Genomic DNA, 19,040 nt, shown 5'->3' on the forward strand with positions numbered 1-19,040 from the left:
ACAAAATACAACAACATTAATCAGGAGTGGCAATATCCTTCTTTTTTCACTTGCATTATATCTCCATTAGCACCAAGAAGCCTCACACTTGGCTCTGCGGTTATTTTGCCGATTGCAGTAATATTTACTCCGATATTAATGAGTGAATCGGCTAAGCCAGACTGACCCGTGAATACAAGTTCATAATCATCGCCCCCACCTACAATTACCTGCCAAAGTTCACAATTTTTAGCCAAAGCGCTACGGGCCCCAGTGGAAAGAGGGATTTCCGACATTTTTACTTCTGCCCCAAGACCTGCTAATTCTGTCAAATGTCCAATATCCGCAAGCAATCCGTCGGATATATCAGCCACCGCGCTGGCTCTTCCTCGAAGCGCTATACCCAACCCAATGCGAGGTTCCGGAATCCGGTAACGCCCAATCAAATTCCGGGCCAAGGCTTTGTCAAGATCTGCAAGCATTCCCTGCTCGGCGAGAAGCCCTAGCGCACCATCACCAATGGTGCCACTTACAAAAATTGTTTCGCCCAGCTTTGTCCCTGCGCGACGAAGGACCTGCCCATGGGGCACATGGCCGAATAACGTTGCCGTTAAACAGGCTGGTCCTGGCGTCGACGTACTGTCGCCACCCAACAAATAAATACCAAATATTTCTTGTTGGACTTTGAGACCGGCACAAAACGAATTGACCCATTCATCATCAAAGCTTGACGGCAAGGACCAATTTAGGGTGTAGCAGATTGGTTTGGTACCCATAGCAGCGAGATCAGAAAGATTTACCCGTAATAATTTAGCCGCGATCTCTTCGGGAGGCTCGCTACCTAGAAAATGCACTCCAGATACTATGGTATCAGTCGTAACCACAATTTCGTGACCCAGTGTTTCAGATAGCACTCCAGCGTCATCCTCGAGGTCGAAAGCCCCTTTTCCCGACAAAGGAGCAAGTAAGTCACGAATACGTCCAAACTCACCCTTGCCCAACATCAGAGTGCATCCCCATCATTTCATCCGGGCGCAGGTCACGCGCAATGCGGTCCAAAAGTCCGTTAACCAAAGCAGGCTCCTTTTCAGAAAAAAACCGTTCGGCTAACCCTACAAATTCGCTTATCGTAACAGGTGGGTCGATATCATGCCTCTGGCCAAGCTCATAGGTCCCCACACGCAAAATGGTCCGTAGGATTGTTTCTAACTGTCGAGGAGCTCGGCCGGCAACCATTGCTCCCCTTATTAAATTGTCAATACTATCGTAATTTGCATTAACACCCCTTACTAATTCACCACAAAATGCCATGTCGGTCTCAGCTGGTGGCCAAGCCAGCTGGTCTTCCGTTTCGCAATTCTGAGGATTATTGCAATCTCGTCGACGAGCAACTTCATTCAGCACTTGGTCAGCAGGCTTTCCGCTAAGTTCCATTTCATAAAGAGATTGCACCGCGACAAGGCGTGCCGCCCTTCTAGCGGGAGCCATATAGAACTTGGCAATATTCATGAGTTCATTAGGAAAAAACGTTTATGTTCATACATTCTAATACATGTACGCGCTGCATCACCACCCTTATTACCTTGGTTGACAGCAGCACGCACAAGGGCTTGCTCGCGATTTTCGCATGTAAGCAGGCCGAAGCCAATGGCAAGTGAATGGCGGAGAGAAAGATCCATAAGTCCTCGGGAAACCTCCCCACAAATATGTTCGTAATGGGACGTCTCACCACGAATTACGCACCCTAAAGCAATAAATCCATCATATTGGTGCCCACTCGCCGTCGCAACGTCAGTTTTTGCCGCAAAGGCAATGGCTGCCGGAATTTCAAAAGCACCTGGAACGCTAAAAGTTTCATGTGATGCCCCCAATTCATCTAGCATTTTAACGGCGCCCTCGAGCAAGTAATCTTGAATCCTCTCGTAGTAGCGACCCTCTACTATCATTATATGTGGTTTAATTTTCTCTGCCATTATCCTCTACTCAAAAGTCATGTGATGGGCTTCTGGCCAACGATTTTCAAGCCGTACCCATCTAAGCCGACAACCGAGCGTTTAGTATTTGATAACAAAATCATATCGGTTACCCCCAGATCTAATAGTATCTGAGCCCCCACACCATAATCTCTAAGAGGCGGTTTTATCGAGCCTTCGGGGAGACTACCGTCTAAGGGTTGGGCAAGTTGATCGGAAAGCTGAGTCGGATACGGCTCGCGCAAAATAACAACAATCCCACTTTCCGCCTCACCAATCAATTCCATAGCGCGGTGCAAATCGCCAGCACGTTCACCCTTGAGATTTCCCATCACGTCGTCGAGGAAATTGATAGCGTGCATACGCACAAGTGTTGGTTTTCCTGCTGTAATATCACCTTTGACTAGCGCTATGTGTTCGGCATAAGCAGCCCTGTTGACATAAATAAATAATCTAAATTCTCCTCCATAAGCACTCGAAAAATTACTTTCCGCTAACTTTTCGACAATCCGATCGTGTTTCCTACGATAAGCAATGAGGTCTGCTATAGCTCCGATTTTCAAGTTATGAAATTGTGCATATGACACCAAGTCACCGAGCCGGGCCATAGTTCCATCTTCATTCATAATTTCGCAGATCACCCCAGACGGATTGAGTCCAGCAAGTCTGGCTATATCGACGGAAGCCTCAGTGTGGCCAGCACGGACAAGCACACCACCCTTTCGTGCCATTAGTGGAAAAACATGTCCGGGAGTGCCTATATCTGCCATACCCTTCGTTGGATCAATAGCTACGGAAATAGTTCGAGCACGATCAGGCGCAGAAATACCCGTAGTCACTCCCTCACGTGCTTCAATTGATGTAGTGAAGGCGGTTTGATGACGACTTTGGTTTTTCTGGCTCATCAAGTCGAGGCCAAGATGACTACAGCGAGTTTGTGTAAGAGCAAGGCAAATGAGGCCACGGCCATGTGTTGCCATAAAATTTATTGCATCTGGTGTTGCCATCTGCCCGGGTATAACCAAGTCTCCTTCGTTCTCTCGTTCCTCATCATCAACAAGGATAAACATACGCCCGTTTCGGGCATCCTCTATAATATCCTCTATTGGTGAAAGACAGTCTAACTCTCCTGCTTTTCGTTTCTTTGTTTTGGTATTGTTCTCTATGTTTTTTGTTTCTTCGCTCATGTCTTGCCTTCATCTACATCTGGCAGAAGCCGAGCAACATATCGGGCTAACATATCAACCTCAAGATTTACTCTATCTCCAGGCATCGTTTGTCCAAAACCTGTGTGTTCCAGTGTGTGAGGAATTATGTTGATACCAAAAATCGTCTTATTTTTAGAATCTTCTACCTCATTAACAGTGAGTGAAACCCCGTCTACGGTAATGCACCCTTTAGGCGCAATGAATTTTGCTAAATCACGAGGAGGTAGAATTTGAAATCGGGTACTATCACCATCTGGTAAACGAGAAACTATTTCAGCAACCCCATCTACATGCCCAAACACGAGATGACCACCGAGTTCGTCTCCGAGCGTTAGAGACCGCTCAAGATTCACAAGATGCCCTTTTTGCCAATCACCCAACGTGGTTTTGGATAAGGTTTCCGCCGAGACTTCAACTGCGAACCAGCTCGACTTCTTCTCAGTGACAGTAAGACAAATCCCAGAGCACGCAATGGACGCACCAATCGCCACTTCACTCAAATTAAACTCAGTGGCTATTTCAATCCGCGTATCACCTGTTTTCTCGATACCGCGAACCTTGCCCACGTCCTGTATTAAACCTGTAAACATATTCCTAATCTATGCCGGCTGCAGATAAGTTTCCAGCAAATCGTTTCCAACTCGTTCGACAGACAAATGTTCAAAATTTTGAATATCTTTTAACTCCGAAAGTCCATAGCCTGCCATGGCTGAAATCCCGTCTCCACCCATGATAGTTGCAGCTCGGAACCACGAAACTTTATCCACTAATCCTAAACGTAAAAAAGCTGATGCAATCTCACTTCCACCCTCAATGAGGAGCCTAGTGACCCCATATTTCGCCAACACGGAGAGCGTTTTTTGCAAATCAACATGGCCATTTTCATCGGACGCAATTTGGATAACCTCAATGCCTAGACCCCGTAATAAAGAAAGTCGTTTCGTATCCGCGCCCAACCCTGTAATCAACCAGGTAGGTATATCATTGCAAGAGTTGGCAAGTTCTGAAGTCAATGGAAGCTCTAAACGCGGATCAAGTACTATGCGAGTTGGAGACAAGCTTTCCATTCCTGCAAGCCGGCACGTTAGTTTGGGATTATCAATTAGTGCTGTGCCAATGCCAATTAGCACGGCGTCAACTTCAGCTCGCATAGCGTGAACACGCCGTCGTGCTTCGCAACCTGTAATCCACTTACTTTCACCCCTAGATGTTGCGATTTTCCCATCCAGAGTTGAAGCTATCTTCAAGTGCACCAACGGCTTGGCCTGCGTTACACGAGAGACAAACCCTGCATTCAATTCTAATGCATCGCTCTCACAAACCCCCACCACCGTTTCGATCCCAGATGATCGTAGTTTAGCTATTCCTTTCCCGGAAACCCGCGGGTCAGGATCGTGAGTTGCTGCAACAACCCGAGAAACCCCGCCTTCAATTAGGGCATCAGTGCAAGGAGGTGTCTCACCCTGATGGCAACAAGGCTCCAAAGTAACATAAGCAGTGGCTCCAATAGACGTTTTACCTGCTCGAGCCAAAGCCTCAGTTTCTGCATGAGGCCTCCCGCCAGGCTGGGTCCAACCTCGCCCGACAATTACGTCGTCTTTGATCAAAACACACCCAACGGCTGGATTGGGCCAAACGTTACCCAAACCCCGCCGAGCCAAAGCCAAGGCGATACGCATAAAGCGTAAATCCTGGCTATTAATTCCTGTCAGCACCGAGCTCGTCAGTAATAAATTCTTCAAAATCTTTGGCTTCGCGGAAATTTCGATAGACTGATGCAAAACGCACGTACGCAACTTTATCTAACGAAGCAAGGGCTTCCATTATTAATTCGCCCACTAAATCAGCATTGACGTCGCTCTCGCCGGTACTTTCTAAGCGCCGGACAATAGAGTTAACTACTTGTTCAACTCGGTCAGGTTCTACCGGACGCTTTCGAAGCGCAATGCTCATAGAACGCACTAACTTATCTCTATCGAATGGCTCTCTCTGCCCATTTTTTTTAACCACAGTTAAGTCACGAAGCTGCACTCGTTCAAAAGTAGTAAAGCGTTGGCCACAGTTAGGACAAAAGCGTCTCCGCCTTATCGCCGCATTATCTTCCGTGGGTCGTGAGTCCTTTACCTGAGTATCATTGTGACTACAAAACGGACATCGCATGGCTCAAATCTCCTCTATAACCGAGTTCGGCCAAAATCAAAATTCATTCGGATAAATCGGGAATCGCATACATAGCGCATCAACGCGCTCACGCACAGATGTCTCTACAACTTTATTCCCACTATCACCGTTGGAAGCAAGACCATCTAAAACCTCGACAATCAGCTCTCCGACAGTTCGGAATTCGGCCCGTCCAAATCCACGCGTCGTTCCCGCAGGTGTCCCCAGGCGAACGCCAGATGTTACCATCGGTTTTTCAGGGTCGTAAGGAATTCCATTTTTGTTGCAAGTAAGCCCTGCACGCTCTAATGCTTTCTCTGCTACATTACCTGTTAACGCCTTAGGACGAAGATCTACCAACACTAAATGCGTATCAGTACCTCCGGATACAATATCTAAACCGCCAGCAGTTAAGGTCTCAGCTAGTGTCTTCGCATTATCAATAATCCCTTGTGCGTAAAGTTTGAAGGATGGCTTTAGTGCCTCACCAAAGGCCGCCGCTTTCCCAGCAACCATATGCATCAAGGGGCCTCCCTGGGTACCCGGGAAAATCGCGGAATTAAATTTCCTCCCTAACTCCTCATCGTTACAGAGGATCATGCCACCTCGAGCCCCCCGTAGTGTTTTATGTGTTGTAGTTGTGACAACGTGTGCATGAGGAAATGGACTTGGGTGAACGCCACCCGCCACGAGACCCGAAAAGTGCGCCATATCAACCATAAAAATAGCGCCCACCGAGTCGGCAATTTCACGGAATTTTGCAAAATCGATAATGCGCGGATACGCCGATCCTCCCGCAATCAATAACTTCGGCTTATGCTGCTCCACAAGAGATGTAACTTCATCGAAATCGATCAAAGCGTTATCTTTACGTACACCATATTGCACAGCATTAAACCATTTCCCTGATTGGTTGGGAGGAGCCCCATGAGTCAAATGACCGCCTGCGGCTAGCGACAACCCCATAATCGTATCACCAGGCTTAATCGTCGCTAAATATACTGCATTATTAGCCTGTGCGCCCGAGTGTGGTTGAACATTAGCAAATGCACAGCCAAATAATTTTTTTGCCCGCTCAATCGCCAGCTCTTCAGCGATATCGACATGTTCACATCCGCCGTAGTACCGGCGTCCTGGATATCCCTCAGCATATTTGTTTGTGAGAACAGACCCTATCGCTTGTAGCACTGCGCGGCTTACAATGTTTTCAGAAGCAATCAACTCGATTTGATGCTTCTGCCTTGACAATTCGAAACCAATAGCTGCGGCCAAATCAGGGTCACTTCCCTGTAAACTATCGGTAAAAAAACCGTCTTCAAAAATTTCAGCTGTTCTGGCCTCTGCCATTTTTCAATAAGCCCCTCTTGTATTTAAGAATATTTCTTCACGCGCTTTTGATGTCTGCCACCTTCAAAGGGCGTTTGTATAAAGATACTAAGGCAATCGAGAGCTATTTCTATACCTGTGGTTCGAGCACCTAGCGCAAGCACATTAGCATCATTGTGAGCGCGAGCAAAACGAGCATCGGTTGCCGAATGACACAATGCCGCGCGTACGTGACGATGCCGGTTTGCCGCAATTGATATACCAATCCCGGTTCCACAGATCAGTACACCCCGCGAAGCCCTTCGCTCAAGCAACGCCAATGCTACTGCGTCTGCAAAATCAGGATAATCGACTGACTCAGTCTTATTGGTGCCCAAATCAAGAACTCCAAATCCTAGATCTTTCAACCGCACTCCAATTATTGCTTTCATTTCAAAGCCAGCATGATCGGAGGCAATTAGAGTAGTCTCTTTAACCATTTACTCTTTAACCGTTTTTATAAAACAACAGCGAGTATTAAATAACTTCAAATTGGATACCACATATCGCGCCGTCTTGCCAATCTAACACAAGGTTTCGTTTAGCAAAACTTCAAACCTAAAATATTTCTTTTCTTAAGACACAAATATACAGCAAGAATAGTAAAATTTACGCAAGCAACTTAGACGCGAATGTAATAATTGGATTTATTTCTACTTTATATTGCGTTGTGTAATAATTTTATTGGTATATGTGGTGCAATACTTCCGAATGAATAATCATTATATCTTATTTCACTTTATTTAAAGTATAGAAATATATAATATTTATATTCGATATTGACATTCATTTTTTTTTGTGTGAATTATTTAATAATATTAATAAAAACTCAGGAACATGGGTGATGCGCCAACAAATGATAAATCAAAATGATCAAAAGACTGATATTCTACGCATGACTACTGACGTTGTTTCTGCGTATGTCGGCAATAATACTTTGCCGCCAACTCAATTGAACGATGTTATTCAAATTGTGTATGGGTCCCTACAAAAACTTGATGGCGGCCAAAAGATCACCGTACGCTCAAAAGCAGCTGTTGCTATCAGAAAATCAATCACTCCAGACTACATAGTCTGTTTGGAAGATGGCAAAAGACTGAAAATGTTAAAGCGTCACCTCAGAACAGCTTACGGAATGACACCCCAAGAATACCGTGCCAAGTGGGGGTTACCTCTTGACTATCCGATGGTTGCCCCAAACTATTCGCGCCAGCGCTCCGCTTTCGCAAAAAAAATTGGTTTAGGCCACACAGCGGGTACTGTCGTGTAATCTTTTCAACGATAATTAGAAAAAAATTCAACCTAGCCGATCATCGCGATCGGCTTTTTTTTAATTGTACAAAAAAATTTTAAATTGAGCCCTTATCAGCCTTCTTCTTCAAGACGTATTGAAGTTTTTTATGTGCTGCCATTCGAAGGGCCCTGTCGCCGCGTCTTGGGTCTCCCACAATAACGGCCTCTATACCCGTTCGTGTATCAACCGCCGTCACTTTAACGTATCGACCGGCTCCAATCATTTCAATAATAACACCGTGCTCTTCTTGTTTCGTCATAAATCAGGCTAACATACCAAGGTGTTAAATTTCAAAAAGATCGCATGCAAGTCTGCTCTCTGCCCTGCTTTACATTTGCGCAGCGAATACCTCTAATTGTATGAATTTTCGCCCGCCTTAGTTCTAATAAATTATCAAAGAATACAACGGGTGGACCCTTGGCATTCCGAGATTTTATCGATAATGGTATACGACATTAAATTACACTTTGTGTTTTAATAACATACAGCAGAGTCCAAACTAGCAGAGTACACATAGAACGGCTACTCTGCATAATAAATGCATCTACAACCTTTTAGTTACACCACCACGTCCACCAGTATTAAGTCTATCAGCATACTCAGGTGCTAGTGGACGACCATTTGGAATATTTACCCACAAACGTAATAAGAGTCGACGTTTCTCAGCCTCTTCAAAATCTACGAACTGCCCCCGGCTGTGAACTGTTGTGTGATTATTTAGAAGCTGAATGTCTCCAGGCTCAAATAGCATTCGCAAAAGAAATTTATCGGATAAAGCAATTTCCTCAAATAAACCTATCGCTTCCTGCTGTAATTCCGTTAATTTTTCGCCTGCACGTTTAGCCCCAAGCTCAATTTGTTGCTTATTAAATCTACATGAGAGCAATCCCTCGTACCAACTGTAGACTGGGATACGATTATTAGTAAGTTCGCCAGCGGTGCGCCCCTTACCAATAAGGTCGTACCGAAATCCAGCTAATAAGGGCTCTAACAAGTCAGGGCGCTCCGACCGTATTTCATTGTAGACAGCCAATGACGAGGAAATCCAACTCTCTCCACCTTTTTTAGCTGGACGCACACACATAAGACCAACAACATCCGATGAATCCGAATGAGGTGGTAAGAATGCACTGGTTCGATGACCACGAACACCCTGCTCATAGTATCCACCTTTGACAAATTTTCCACCTTCCATATCGGTGACCCGCCCCAACAACTCACCTTGACTGTTTTGGGAAATGATTTCGCCAAGATGTGTTCCAAGGCCCCAGTACAAAACTGATAATTGATCCAGAGAATAATCTGAGACGTTTAATCCCCGCAATAATGCGAAACCACGACCATACTCTATCTCCTTAAGCAGACTGGCAATTTTTGGAGCAAGAGTAGGAAGCGGAAAGTCACTTTGCCTAAATTCAAGCGGCGAGATACCCCGTTCATGTAATTTCAAAGTAGCGGTATTGAGCTCTTTGAGATCCACCTCACTCAGGTTAATGATCCAAGACCTATCTATCTCCATATCATCCGCAGTCCATACAGCAGGGCTTTCTGCCCTTGGCGGTATCTTGTCCGTCATGTAAAGCAACCCTCTATATTACTTTCCTGAGTTATATTTTACTAATTACATAATTTAAAACAACAAAATGCCGCACCACGATAAAAGCAAAAGCCTCGAACGATCATTTTAACGGTCGGTAATCTTGGTAATTGAAAAATTCGTTCTGACTTATTTTGCTCTAGATGCTCTAGGATTGATTTGAATAATTTGCAGAAAAGAAAGCTTACAAAGAAAGGTATAATAAATACAATTGGTGCCCTTACATATTTCTGTTATCCACGACATTCACTGTGTTCAGATGCACAACAAAGAACTCAGTTAAATCTTGCAAAATAAATTTTAAATGATGTGTCTCAACTTTTTCCCTTCAAGCGCTACTAGACCCCGACATACACTTGACAGCGAACGTTACCGATAGTCTTCTCGACACCACGCACAGAAAAACTAAGGAGATCGTCATGCCCCATCACTCAAAAAATCCTGAAACAGTTGCTTTACACGCAGGCTATCGATCCGACCCTACTACGGGAGCTGTTGCGGTGCCTATTTACCAAACCACTAGCTATCAATTTGATAATACGGAACATGCATCAAATTTATTTGCGCTAAAAGAGTTGGGTAATATTTACACTCGAATAATGAATCCAACGACAGATGTGCTCGAACAGCGCGTGGCAGCACTAGAGGGAGGAGCCGCCTCCTTAGCATTAGGATCGGGCCAGTCCGCCTCTGCGTTAGCCATTCAAAACATTGCTCAAGTCGGCGATAACATTATTAGCTCGACCGACCTTTACGGAGGGACTTGGAACCTATTTGCCAATACACTCAGCACAATGGGGATAGAAGTTCGCTTCGTTGATCCAAAGGATCCGCAAGCTTTTGCGCGTGCAACCGATGAAAAAACGAGGGCCTATTACGCAGAAACATTGCCGAATCCGAAACTCTGTGTTTTTCCGATAACAGAAGTAGCAGAAATTGGAAATAAGTATGGGGTACCTTTGATAATGGATAATACTGCATGCCCCGTTTTATGTAGGCCATTTGATCACGGCGCTTCAATAATTGTTTACTCCACGACAAAATATATTGGTGGCCACGGCACCTCAATCGGCGGCCTGGTTGTTGATAGCGGTAATTTTGATTGGGAAGCTAACGCTGATCGCTTCCCGATGTTAAACAAACCAGACCCCTCGTATCACGGCGCTGTGTGGACTGAAGCAGTCAAACCACTTGGGCCTATCGCTTATATTTTGAAGATGCGAGTAACATTGCTTCGCGATCTTGGCGCTGCAATGAGTCCATTTAATGCTTTTATGTTTCTCCAAGGGCTTGAAACTGTTGCACTTCGTATTCGTGAACATTCAAAAAACGCAGCAATGGTCGCGGATTTTCTTCAATCTCACAAAGAGGTTGCAAATGTTATCTACCCTACGCACCACACCGATAAGGTGCAGCTAGAACGAACCAAAAAATATCTCTCGGGCGGCAATGGAGGACTCGTAGGATTTGAACTTAAGCGCGGCGCAGAGGGAGGTCGGGCCTTTATAGATGCTCTCGAGATGCATTATCATGTCGCTAATATTGGAGATGCTCGCTCACTCGCAATACATCCAGCAACAACTACCCATTCACAATTAACGTCTGAGGACCAGATTGCAAGCGGCGTTACAGAAGGCTATGTGCGTTTGTCTGTAGGAATTGAGCACATAGATGACATAATAAAAGATCTTGCCAATGCCCTTGCGAAGATGTCCTGAATAAAAAGTTGTGCTTATCACTTTAAAATAAGGTTATTACTCAAATCTCGGGAGAATAATATGCCGAAGGCCAATAACACTCTGGCATCGCAGAATTCTACGGCTTGCACAAATAGCGTAACCGAGGCTCGTTTTCCAATGGTACGCATGCGCCGGAATAGGAGCTCCGGGTCGGTCCGTCGCTTAGTTGCGGAGAACCATCTAACCCCTAATGATTTAATTCTGCCAATATTTGTAATTGACGGTAAAAACCGATGCGAGCCCATTGCAACCATGCCTGGCATCGATCGACTGTCTATTGACTTGGTCCCACAATGCGCTGAGTCTGCTTTTAAATTGGGGATCCCGGCTGTTGCACTTTTTCCCTGCACTGATCAAGAGCTTAAAACTGCAGACGGAAGAGAAGCTTACAATCCAAATAACTTAATATGCCGAGCCATACGCTCAATTAAAAAAAACACACCTGAATTGTTGGTAATTTGTGACGTAGCTCTCGATCCTTACACTACCCATGGGCAGGACGGCCTTGTAGATGGAGAAGTGGTTTTAAATGATGAGACTTTGGGAGTGCTTGCCAAGCAAGCAATAACGCAAGCTGACGCTGGATGTGACACGATAGCGCCATCCGATATGATGGATGGCCGTGTCTGTGTGATCCGTAAAGCACTGGACTCTGAGGGCTTTAAACAAGTTCGTATAATGTCGTACTCCGCAAAATATGCATCGGCATTTTATGGGCCGTTCCGAGATGCAATAGGATCCCAAATCACATTGAAGGGCGATAAAAAAACTTATCAAATGGATCCAGCTAATTCTGATGAAGCTTTGCGTGAGGCAGCACTCGACGTTGCTGAGGGGGCTGATATGCTTCTAATAAAGCCAGGAATGCCTTATCTAGACATAGTTCATCAGATAAAAAATACTTTCCACATGCCAACGTTCGTCTATCAAGTGAGTGGGGAGTACGCGATGCTTAAGGCTGCGGCACAAAATGGTTGGATTGATCATGACACAGCAATGCTCGAGGCATTATTGTCGTTTAAACGCGCAGGAGCAGATGGCGTTATAAGTTACTCCGCGTTGGAGGCAGCTGCCTTGTTAGACCGGGATTTAACTTGACGGAAGTGGGCCAAAATACTGACTTTAGACTTTGTGATAATGACAGAATTGAGAAATAGCTATTTATTTCTGTTTACAAAGGCCGTCATTAGAGACCGGGGCTCATCAGTGGAGTAACATCCCGCTATCGCTTGGATTCCAACTTTCGCAGCATCTGTAAATGCCATTCTCTCCCAATTATTAATGAGTGCTTTCTGCACACGTATAGCATTTGGGCCACAAAGTAGCAGCGAATCTGTCCATTCCCCGACAGCTTTGTCGAGCTCAGCAAAAGGGACAATTTTATGCAAAAATCCATAGTCATGGGCTTTTGCGGCGGTGATATGATCGCCAGTAAGAACTAGTTCGACCGTCCTTCCCCAACCAATCAAACGTGGCAACAAACAAGCTTCCATTCCTGATGGAATCCCAAATCGCGTCTCGGGCATGCCATATTTGCCATGATCTGCTCCCACACGCATATCTGCAGCTGCCGCAATTTCCATTCCAGACCCAAAACAGTGACCATTTATACGCGCTATAACCGGAACAGGAAACGTTCTGACAGCGTCACATGCGTAATGTGTGAGTGTAGAGGAGCGTTCGCCTTGAATAGAATCATAGTGTCGCATTTCATCTAGATTACTGCCACCAACAAACGCCTTATTACCTTCGCCAGTAAGTACGAGTATCCGAAGTGAATCATCGTGCTTGAGCTCGGCCATGATATCTACAAACCGCTGTTTTCCGGCAAGACCCAATGCATTCCGCTTTTTTGGGTTGTTAAAGGTCACGCAAGCAATTCTACCAAGTCCACCCTTATCTAAAAATTCTACCTTAACCAAATCATCTAAGTTTGCCATATCAACACCTTAATAATTTCATTCGAATACCAACTTTATTAAATAGCTTTCGCGTCTATAGTAGCGTCGAATATTGACACATTGCCAGCATAAGAAATCAAATGATAAAATTTAAAAGTTCCCAGAAGATCAAACGTTTTGTCACACGTGGCCTTATTATATTGATCACTTTTTCTCTGTTTTTGGTTTTCGGTGCATTTATTTGGTTGAGGGGCTCACTGCCCACCATAAACGGTACATTCCTCTCAAAAACTGTTTCTCAACCTGTAGAGATCATCCGGGATAAAAATGCCGTTCCTCATATCTTTGCTAAGAATGAGAAAGACGCTTTCTTTGCTCTGGGTCTCACCCACGCTCAAGACAGACTTTGGCAAATGGAGCTTATGCGTCGTACAGGTTCAGGCCGCCTTTCCGAGATTCTTGGCCATTCGGCATTACAATTTGATAAATATACTAGAACTTTAGGGTTTTATAAAACCGCACAAGATCGTGTTGGATCTCTTCCCCCAAAGTTATACCAACATATGACCGCCTATGTCGCAGGGATAAATTACCATATAAATAATCATCGGGGGCCACTTTCTCCAGAGTTTGTCATGTTACGACACCGACCTGAACCGTGGTCGATAGCAGACAGCTTGGTTTGGTCCTGTATGATGGCTTTCCAACTATCACAGAATTGGTGGCAAGAATTGTTACGGCTGCGATTGAGTGAGAAGTTCAACAAGCCTCAAATAGAAGATTTTTGGCCACGCTCTAATACCAGCAAAGCAACACTTAATCTCACAAAAACAATATTTCCTAACAGCACTCGGTTGAAAAACGTGGTGCCAGAAATGTTAATCCCGCACCCTGCATCAAATGCATGGGTCGTTTCGGGTATGCGTACCGACACGGGAAAACCGATTCTTGCCAACGATCCTCATTTGGCATTTAGCGCCCCCTCACTCTGGTATCTAGCCCGAATAATTACACCCAATACTGAGGTTGTGGGTGCCACAGTTCCAGGGGCGCCAATTACAATTATAGGTCACAATAAAAATATTGCTTGGGGGCTTACAACTGCAGGAGGAGACACACAAGACCTGTTTATTGAAACACTCATCCCAGGTCACCGTGACATGTATATGACACCGCAAGGTGCTCGTGTATTCGATATCCGGAAAGAGCAGATAAAAATAAGAGGCCAAACTCCAATAGACATTAAAGTACGCTCTAGCCGTAACGGAATTATTATCTCTGATATTGTACCCACAAGGAAATTACTGCCCCATGGTCAAGTGCTAGCCCTAAGAAGCACACATATCCGAAAAAGCGACCGCACATATGAGGCGATGTGGCAAATTAACAGAGCACGTAATTGGGATGATTTCAAAACAGCAACAGACCTTTTTCACAGTCCGCATCAGAATATCTTCTTTGCAGACCGAAAAGGGGATATAGGCATGATATCATCAGGCATAATTCCAATTAGAAACGGCTGGGATGGACGATGGCCGGCTGACGGAAAAACTCTCGAGAGCACATGGATTGGCACAGTTCCTTTTGATAGCTTGCCACAGCGCAAAAATCCTCCTTCTGGTTTTCTAGGCAACGCCAACAATCGACTAGTGTCAGAAAACCCTAAACATATCATCACAAAGGATTGGGATGCTCCATACCGTGCGGAAAGATTGCACCAATTAGCGCAGGTTTCCCAAGCGCACACGTTGGATACTAGTGCAGCGTGGCAAATGGATACCTATTCATCTGCAGCTGCTAAATTACTGCCGCTCATGCTAGCTAAACTTCCCAATGACTTAATGAACAATAAAGCTATCAAAATCCTTAAAAATTGGGATTTTCACATGCGACGTAACAGTAGCGCACCACTCATATACAATACTTGGGTCAGAAATTTCATGGTGCATTTGATGCGGCCTTTTGACTTAATGGACATGGGGCCAAAGCCCAACTTCCTTATCCTTGTGCTTTCACAAAAGCCTATCTGGTGCAACGTGCAAACGACCACTATTAAGGTCGAAAATTGCTCTGAAGCGCTGGAAAAGAGTTTCAGCCTTACGATGAAACAACTCATAAAACAACACGGCAATAATGCCTATCAATGGCGGTGGGGTACCAAACACAAAGCTTTTTTCAAACACAGAATATTTGATCAAGTCCCCCTGCTGAGAAACTTTGCTAATCTTGAAATTAGCACAAGTGGCGGAGATCATACGTTGAACAGAGGACAAACCAATTTTAACAACGATGCTTCGGATTCATTTTTGCACAGGCACGGCGCTGGATTTCGGGCTATTTACGACTTGAGCAAGTTGAGTCAAAGCAGGTTTATTACTGCAACAGGACAATCCGGAAATATTTTCTCAAGGCATTACAGCAACTTCAATAGGAAATGGCGAGATGGCTTATATATAAATATTTCTGGCACACGTAACACGTTAAGAAAAAGTGCAGTTGGATTGTTACGTCTTAATCCCGTAATACAAAGCTAAGGACATTTTAAACAGCATACGAATCAACTCGATTTATTTTGTGCATTCCAAACACTTATTTGGTGTTGCTAAATTAGCAGGTTGCAACAGACATGAAAAACTAGATTTTTCCATGGAAGTCCTAAGAGCCTCCCTATATGCTTTGCCCACTAGGAAAAGGATGAAATTTATTTAGCAACCGCAGGATCAGAGCCACATTGGAGCCTTAATAAACATAAATATCAGAGAAATTGTGAGTCTTTGTTCTCTGGGATTATAGTCTTCGCACAACAGGAGTTATATAACCTGCCATATTTTCTAAATTGCGTAGTAGACAATATCAGCGCTTTTTCCTTACATTGATACCTGATTAAATAATCTCCCACTGCGGATAGGGCTACAATGCTTATTATAATAGGAACTGTGTTTGTTACTCTCTGCGTAATCGGAGGTTACATGGCGTTAGGCGGCAAACTCGCCGTCTTAAACCAACCATTTGAGTTAGTCATTATCGGTGGAGCAGGAGTTGGCGCCTTTATCATTGCCAATCCACCTGCGGTACTGAAGAGAACACTAAGTGCTTTCGCGCAGACACTTTCAGGACCAAAATTTAAGAAAAAAGATTACGTTGAGTTATTATCGTTGCTCTTTCAAGTTCTTCGGCTGGCTAAAACAAAAGGTATGCTAGCATTAGAGGCACATGTGGATGCGCCTGAGAGTTCAGATTTATTTAAAGAGTTCCCGGGCGTTATGGCTAATCATCATGCTCTTGAATTTATGTGCGACTATCTAAGACTAATGACCTTAGGTACTGACAATCCCCTTGAAGTTGAAACATTGATGGATCAAGAGCTTGATGTACACCATTTAGAAGTACACCGCGTTAGCCACGCCGTTAATGTTATGGCGGAATCTTTCCCTGGTTTGGGTATTGTAGCCGCCGTTTTGGGCGTAATCAAAACCATGGGCTCAATTACCGAACCGCCTGAGGTATTAGGTGGCCTTATCGCTGCAGCGTTGGTGGGAACATTTCTCGGTATTCTGCTTTGTTATGGTTATTTTGGCCCGATTGCAAATGCAATTAAGGGCAATGATGAAGAAGATCACCAATACTTTGTTGTAATGAAAGTAGCAATGCTTGCACATTTGCAAGGATATGCGCCTGCCGTGTCAGTTGAGTTTGCTCGTAAAACGCTCATGAGTGGAGTGCGACCAACATTCTCGGAACTAGAGGAAGAAGTGAACAAACTAGAGCCCATTTAACTGATCTTTTAAGAACATTAAAGGAAGTATTGTCAAAGCCATGGCAGACGAACAGCTGTTAGATGCAGGATCAGGGGGATTAAAAGCCAAAGGCCCTATCGTCGTGAAGAGAACGAAAATCCTTCCCGCGCCTCCGCATGGTGGAGCGTGGAAAGTAGCCTACGCCGATTTCGTCACCGCTATGATGGCATTTTTTTTATTGTTATGGCTTCTCAACGTAACCACCGAGTCCACCAAACAGGGTATATCTGATTTTTACGAGCCAGTAGGCATATCGAAAGTGCAGACAGGTAGCGGAGGTGCTATGGCAGGCCTTTCATTAAATTCTCAAGAGGCTCTAAAGTCGCCAGGATCCCCACCCAGCGTTAAGGCAGCAATGCCTACTTTTGGTAGTGTTAAAACTGGCTCTGCAGACGAGAGAGAGCGGGTTCCGGAACCAAGGGAAGGCGGCGACACAAAGGGGGCTGACTCAAAGCGTGACAAATTAGAAAATGAACAATTTGAGACAACTGCAGAGTCTTTAAGAAAAGCAATACAAGAAATTTCTGAGATCTCCGACTTGCGCGAAAGCCTGCTTATAGGGATTACCCCAGAGGGCCTGCGAATTCTTTTATTTGACCACCAAAATACACGACTATTCGCTTCTGGGAATTCAATACTTACCGAAAAAGGTGAACGATTATTTGCTATCATATCTTCTATACTGCGTGACCTTCCCCACCATCTCCGCATTACCGGTCACACGGGTAGAGGTGAAAAACGCCAACAGAATTACTCAAACTGGGAACTGTCAAGCGACCGCGCTAATTCGGTACGCAAAACACTAACCAAATACCGTATCGACCCTAAGCGAATAGAAAGAATAGCTGGACGCGCCGACCAAGAGTTACTTGACCCAAAAAATCCTGATTCCCCTCGGAATAGCCGAATCGATATTTTACTAATTCGGCACAAAAAAAATTCTTAAGGTCTCTGAATATGAGTTTAGATGACGAACGAGAAATCTTCATAAAGCGAAAGAAGATACAGGAAGAGGGGCACCACGGAGGGGCTTGGAAGGTCGCTTACGCTGACTTTGTAACCGCTATGATGGCATTTTTCCTTCTATTATGGCTTCTCAACGCAACCACCACGGACCAAAAACAAGGCATTTCTAATTATTTTGAGCCGATCGGAGCTCTTGCTGGATCAACCGGTAGTGGAGGCCCGTTTGGTGGCATTTCGGCTACAGACCCTGGGCCAATACCCGAGCCTGGACAGACAAGCACGCCAAATGTGACAAAAGATACGGAGGATGTGAAGAAGAAAGTAAAAGAAACGAAAAGTGGAGAGCCAGCTAAGAAGACCAAGTCCGAAACCGACGTTCCCGGAAATGAAGCTGATCATGATGAACGTCAATTACAAAAAGCTAAGGCTGCCGTTCAAAAGGCGATGGCACAAATCAAGGAGCTACAGGAATTGGCTCCCTCTCTAATAATTGAAGTTCTCCCAAAAGGGTTGCGTATTCAACTCACTGACAATGATAAGAGACCACTGTTTACAAAAGGCGGCAAAGATTTGAATTCAGTCGGCCGTGGAATCCTGAAGATGATTTCTGATGTGGTGAAAAAATTGCCTAACAAGATCGCAATCACGGGACACACTGCGCGTGGCGAGTATAAAGCAGGTCCTCCCGGAGAATCTAATTGGGAACTTTCTATAGGGCGAGCTAATTCTGCCCGTCTATACCTACAGCAAAATGGTATATCTAATTCACGTATTTTTACGATCGACGGAAAAGCCGACACTAATATTCTCGATGCTGAGTCACCTTATGCTGCACGCAATAGACGGATAGCAGTTTTAGTACTTCGAAAGGCAAAAAAAACTACGCAGAAAGAACTTGCACCCAACCGAATTTTCAAACTCCCAAGTTATTGAATATGAAGCAAAGGACTATGATTTTTTCACCCCCTCAATCAACGGCTGTGAATTTAAAATTTAAAATCAAACTTTAGTCTTGACCAAGTGAGTGCTTAAACGTCACCCCCTGAAGATATCCATCACTC

Annotated in this window: 19 protein-coding genes; 7 read left to right on the plus strand and 12 right to left on the minus strand. The window is 44.7% G+C overall.

The features are described from left to right. Positions 1–20 precede the first annotated feature (20 nt). The 9 genes from thiL to rpiB are packed head-to-tail and all read right to left on the minus strand — an operon-like array spanning position 21 to position 7,125. On the minus strand, positions 21–983 hold the full coding sequence (gene thiL / locus VX941_09255; protein ID MEE2933594.1) for a thiamine-phosphate kinase: 963 nt from the start codon (positions 981–983) through the stop codon (positions 21–23). Further along, the gene (gene nusB, locus VX941_09260; protein ID MEE2933595.1) at positions 967–1,488 is read right to left on the minus strand and encodes a transcription antitermination factor NusB; all 522 of its coding nucleotides are present in this window, start codon (positions 1,486–1,488) and stop codon (positions 967–969) included. Before nusB ends, thiL begins: the two co-directional genes overlap by 17 nt. Beyond that, a complete protein-coding gene (gene ribH, locus VX941_09265; protein MEE2933596.1) occupies positions 1,485–1,952 on the minus strand; it encodes a 6,7-dimethyl-8-ribityllumazine synthase in 468 nt (155 codons plus the stop codon). The genes nusB and ribH overlap by 4 nt, the downstream gene beginning before the upstream one ends. Before the next feature lie 17 nt (positions 1,953–1,969). After that, a complete protein-coding gene (gene ribB / locus VX941_09270; GenBank protein ID MEE2933597.1) occupies positions 1,970–3,139 on the minus strand; it encodes a 3,4-dihydroxy-2-butanone-4-phosphate synthase in 1,170 nt (389 codons plus the stop codon). Beyond that, on the minus strand, positions 3,136–3,750 hold the full coding sequence (locus tag VX941_09275; GenBank protein MEE2933598.1) for a riboflavin synthase: 615 nt from the start codon (positions 3,748–3,750) through the stop codon (positions 3,136–3,138). The genes ribB and VX941_09275 overlap by 4 nt, the downstream gene beginning before the upstream one ends. A gap of 9 nt (positions 3,751–3,759) precedes the next feature. After that, a complete protein-coding gene (ribD, locus tag VX941_09280) occupies positions 3,760–4,875 on the minus strand; it encodes a bifunctional diaminohydroxyphosphoribosylaminopyrimidine deaminase/5-amino-6-(5-phosphoribosylamino)uracil reductase RibD (GenBank protein MEE2933599.1) in 1,116 nt (371 codons plus the stop codon). After that, positions 4,859–5,320, minus strand: a complete 462-nt coding sequence (nrdR, locus tag VX941_09285) for a transcriptional regulator NrdR (GenBank protein ID MEE2933600.1) — start codon at positions 5,318–5,320, stop codon at positions 4,859–4,861. The genes ribD and nrdR overlap by 17 nt, the downstream gene beginning before the upstream one ends. A 36-nt stretch (positions 5,321–5,356) precedes the next feature. Beyond that, complete coding sequence (glyA, locus tag VX941_09290) at positions 5,357–6,667, minus strand: serine hydroxymethyltransferase (protein MEE2933601.1); 1,311 nt, start codon at positions 6,665–6,667, stop codon at positions 5,357–5,359. A 23-nt stretch (positions 6,668–6,690) separates the two neighbouring features. After that, complete coding sequence (gene rpiB / locus VX941_09295; GenBank protein ID MEE2933602.1) at positions 6,691–7,125, minus strand: ribose 5-phosphate isomerase B; 435 nt, start codon at positions 7,123–7,125, stop codon at positions 6,691–6,693. A gap of 404 nt (positions 7,126–7,529) precedes the next feature. Here rpiB and VX941_09300 point away from each other — a divergent pair, with 404 nt between their 5' ends. Beyond that, a complete protein-coding gene (locus tag VX941_09300; GenBank protein ID MEE2933603.1) occupies positions 7,530–7,955 on the plus strand; it encodes a MucR family transcriptional regulator in 426 nt (141 codons plus the stop codon). A 79-nt stretch (positions 7,956–8,034) separates the two neighbouring features. On the opposite strand, the gene VX941_09305 is transcribed toward VX941_09300, so the two are convergent. Together VX941_09305 and VX941_09310 are read right to left on the minus strand one after the other, a co-directional pair. Further along, the gene (locus tag VX941_09305) at positions 8,035–8,238 is read right to left on the minus strand and encodes a hypothetical protein (GenBank protein ID MEE2933604.1); all 204 of its coding nucleotides are present in this window, start codon (positions 8,236–8,238) and stop codon (positions 8,035–8,037) included. A gap of 285 nt (positions 8,239–8,523) precedes the next feature. Further along, entirely contained in the window at positions 8,524–9,555 is a 1,032-nt protein-coding gene (locus VX941_09310) for a TauD/TfdA family dioxygenase (protein ID MEE2933605.1), read from the minus strand. A 440-nt stretch (positions 9,556–9,995) separates the two neighbouring features. Between VX941_09310 and VX941_09315 the strand changes: the two genes are divergently transcribed. Together VX941_09315 and hemB are read left to right on the plus strand one after the other, a co-directional pair. Then, positions 9,996–11,294 carry a PLP-dependent transferase gene (locus VX941_09315; protein MEE2933606.1) on the plus strand — a complete coding sequence of 433 codons (1,299 nt, stop codon included), beginning with the start codon at positions 9,996–9,998 and terminating at the stop codon, positions 11,292–11,294. 138 nt (positions 11,295–11,432) lie between these two features. Continuing rightward, entirely contained in the window at positions 11,433–12,413 is a 981-nt protein-coding gene (hemB, locus tag VX941_09320; GenBank protein ID MEE2933607.1) for a porphobilinogen synthase, read from the plus strand. 59 nt (positions 12,414–12,472) lie between these two features. On the opposite strand, the gene VX941_09325 is transcribed toward hemB, so the two are convergent. Then, the gene (locus VX941_09325; GenBank protein MEE2933608.1) at positions 12,473–13,255 is read right to left on the minus strand and encodes an enoyl-CoA hydratase-related protein; all 783 of its coding nucleotides are present in this window, start codon (positions 13,253–13,255) and stop codon (positions 12,473–12,475) included. A 101-nt stretch (positions 13,256–13,356) separates the two neighbouring features. Here VX941_09325 and VX941_09330 point away from each other — a divergent pair, with 101 nt between their 5' ends. The 4 genes from VX941_09330 to VX941_09345 all read left to right on the plus strand — a co-directional run bounded on the left by VX941_09330 (position 13,357) and on the right by VX941_09345 (position 18,912). Next, positions 13,357–15,750 carry a penicillin acylase family protein gene (locus VX941_09330; GenBank protein ID MEE2933609.1) on the plus strand — a complete coding sequence of 798 codons (2,394 nt, stop codon included), beginning with the start codon at positions 13,357–13,359 and terminating at the stop codon, positions 15,748–15,750. Positions 15,751–16,131: 381 nt separating this feature from the next. Then, a complete protein-coding gene (motA, locus tag VX941_09335; GenBank protein MEE2933610.1) occupies positions 16,132–16,992 on the plus strand; it encodes a flagellar motor stator protein MotA in 861 nt (286 codons plus the stop codon). A 40-nt stretch (positions 16,993–17,032) separates the two neighbouring features. Continuing rightward, on the plus strand, positions 17,033–17,959 hold the full coding sequence (locus VX941_09340) for a flagellar motor protein MotB (protein ID MEE2933611.1): 927 nt from the start codon (positions 17,033–17,035) through the stop codon (positions 17,957–17,959). An 11-nt stretch (positions 17,960–17,970) separates the two neighbouring features. After that, positions 17,971–18,912 (plus strand): flagellar motor protein MotB, encoded by a 942-nt coding sequence (locus VX941_09345; protein MEE2933612.1) that lies wholly within the window; start codon positions 17,971–17,973, stop codon positions 18,910–18,912. The last annotated feature ends 128 nt before the right edge of the window (positions 18,913–19,040 follow it).

The organism is Pseudomonadota bacterium, assembly GCA_036339585.1.
Taxonomy (GTDB): Bacteria; Pseudomonadota; Alphaproteobacteria; order UBA8366; family UBA8366; genus UBA8366.

Excerpts from the sequence above, each read along its gene's own strand:
- thiL (MEE2933594.1), bottom strand. The coding sequence starts at position 983 with ATGTTGGGCAAGGGTGAGTTTGGACGTATTCGTGACTTACTTGCTCCT.
- nusB (MEE2933595.1), bottom strand. The coding sequence starts at position 1,488 with ATGAATATTGCCAAGTTCTATATGGCTCCCGCTAGAAGGGCGGCACGC.
- ribH (MEE2933596.1), bottom strand. The coding sequence starts at position 1,952 with ATGGCAGAGAAAATTAAACCACATATAATGATAGTAGAGGGTCGCTAC.
- ribB (MEE2933597.1), bottom strand. The coding sequence starts at position 3,139 with ATGAGCGAAGAAACAAAAAACATAGAGAACAATACCAAAACAAAGAAA.
- VX941_09275 (MEE2933598.1), bottom strand. The coding sequence starts at position 3,750 with ATGTTTACAGGTTTAATACAGGACGTGGGCAAGGTTCGCGGTATCGAG.
- nrdR (MEE2933600.1), bottom strand. The coding sequence starts at position 5,320 with ATGCGATGTCCGTTTTGTAGTCACAATGATACTCAGGTAAAGGACTCA.
- glyA (MEE2933601.1), bottom strand. The coding sequence starts at position 6,667 with ATGGCAGAGGCCAGAACAGCTGAAATTTTTGAAGACGGTTTTTTTACC.
- rpiB (MEE2933602.1), bottom strand. The coding sequence starts at position 7,125 with ATGGTTAAAGAGACTACTCTAATTGCCTCCGATCATGCTGGCTTTGAA.
- VX941_09300 (MEE2933603.1), top strand. The coding sequence starts at position 7,530 with ATGCGCCAACAAATGATAAATCAAAATGATCAAAAGACTGATATTCTA.
- VX941_09305 (MEE2933604.1), bottom strand. The coding sequence starts at position 8,238 with ATGACGAAACAAGAAGAGCACGGTGTTATTATTGAAATGATTGGAGCC.
- VX941_09310 (MEE2933605.1), bottom strand. The coding sequence starts at position 9,555 with ATGACGGACAAGATACCGCCAAGGGCAGAAAGCCCTGCTGTATGGACT.
- VX941_09315 (MEE2933606.1), top strand. The coding sequence starts at position 9,996 with ATGCCCCATCACTCAAAAAATCCTGAAACAGTTGCTTTACACGCAGGC.
- hemB (MEE2933607.1), top strand. The coding sequence starts at position 11,433 with ATGGTACGCATGCGCCGGAATAGGAGCTCCGGGTCGGTCCGTCGCTTA.
- VX941_09325 (MEE2933608.1), bottom strand. The coding sequence starts at position 13,255 with ATGGCAAACTTAGATGATTTGGTTAAGGTAGAATTTTTAGATAAGGGT.
- VX941_09330 (MEE2933609.1), top strand. The coding sequence starts at position 13,357 with ATGATAAAATTTAAAAGTTCCCAGAAGATCAAACGTTTTGTCACACGT.
- motA (MEE2933610.1), top strand. The coding sequence starts at position 16,132 with ATGCTTATTATAATAGGAACTGTGTTTGTTACTCTCTGCGTAATCGGA.
- VX941_09340 (MEE2933611.1), top strand. The coding sequence starts at position 17,033 with ATGGCAGACGAACAGCTGTTAGATGCAGGATCAGGGGGATTAAAAGCC.
- VX941_09345 (MEE2933612.1), top strand. The coding sequence starts at position 17,971 with ATGAGTTTAGATGACGAACGAGAAATCTTCATAAAGCGAAAGAAGATA.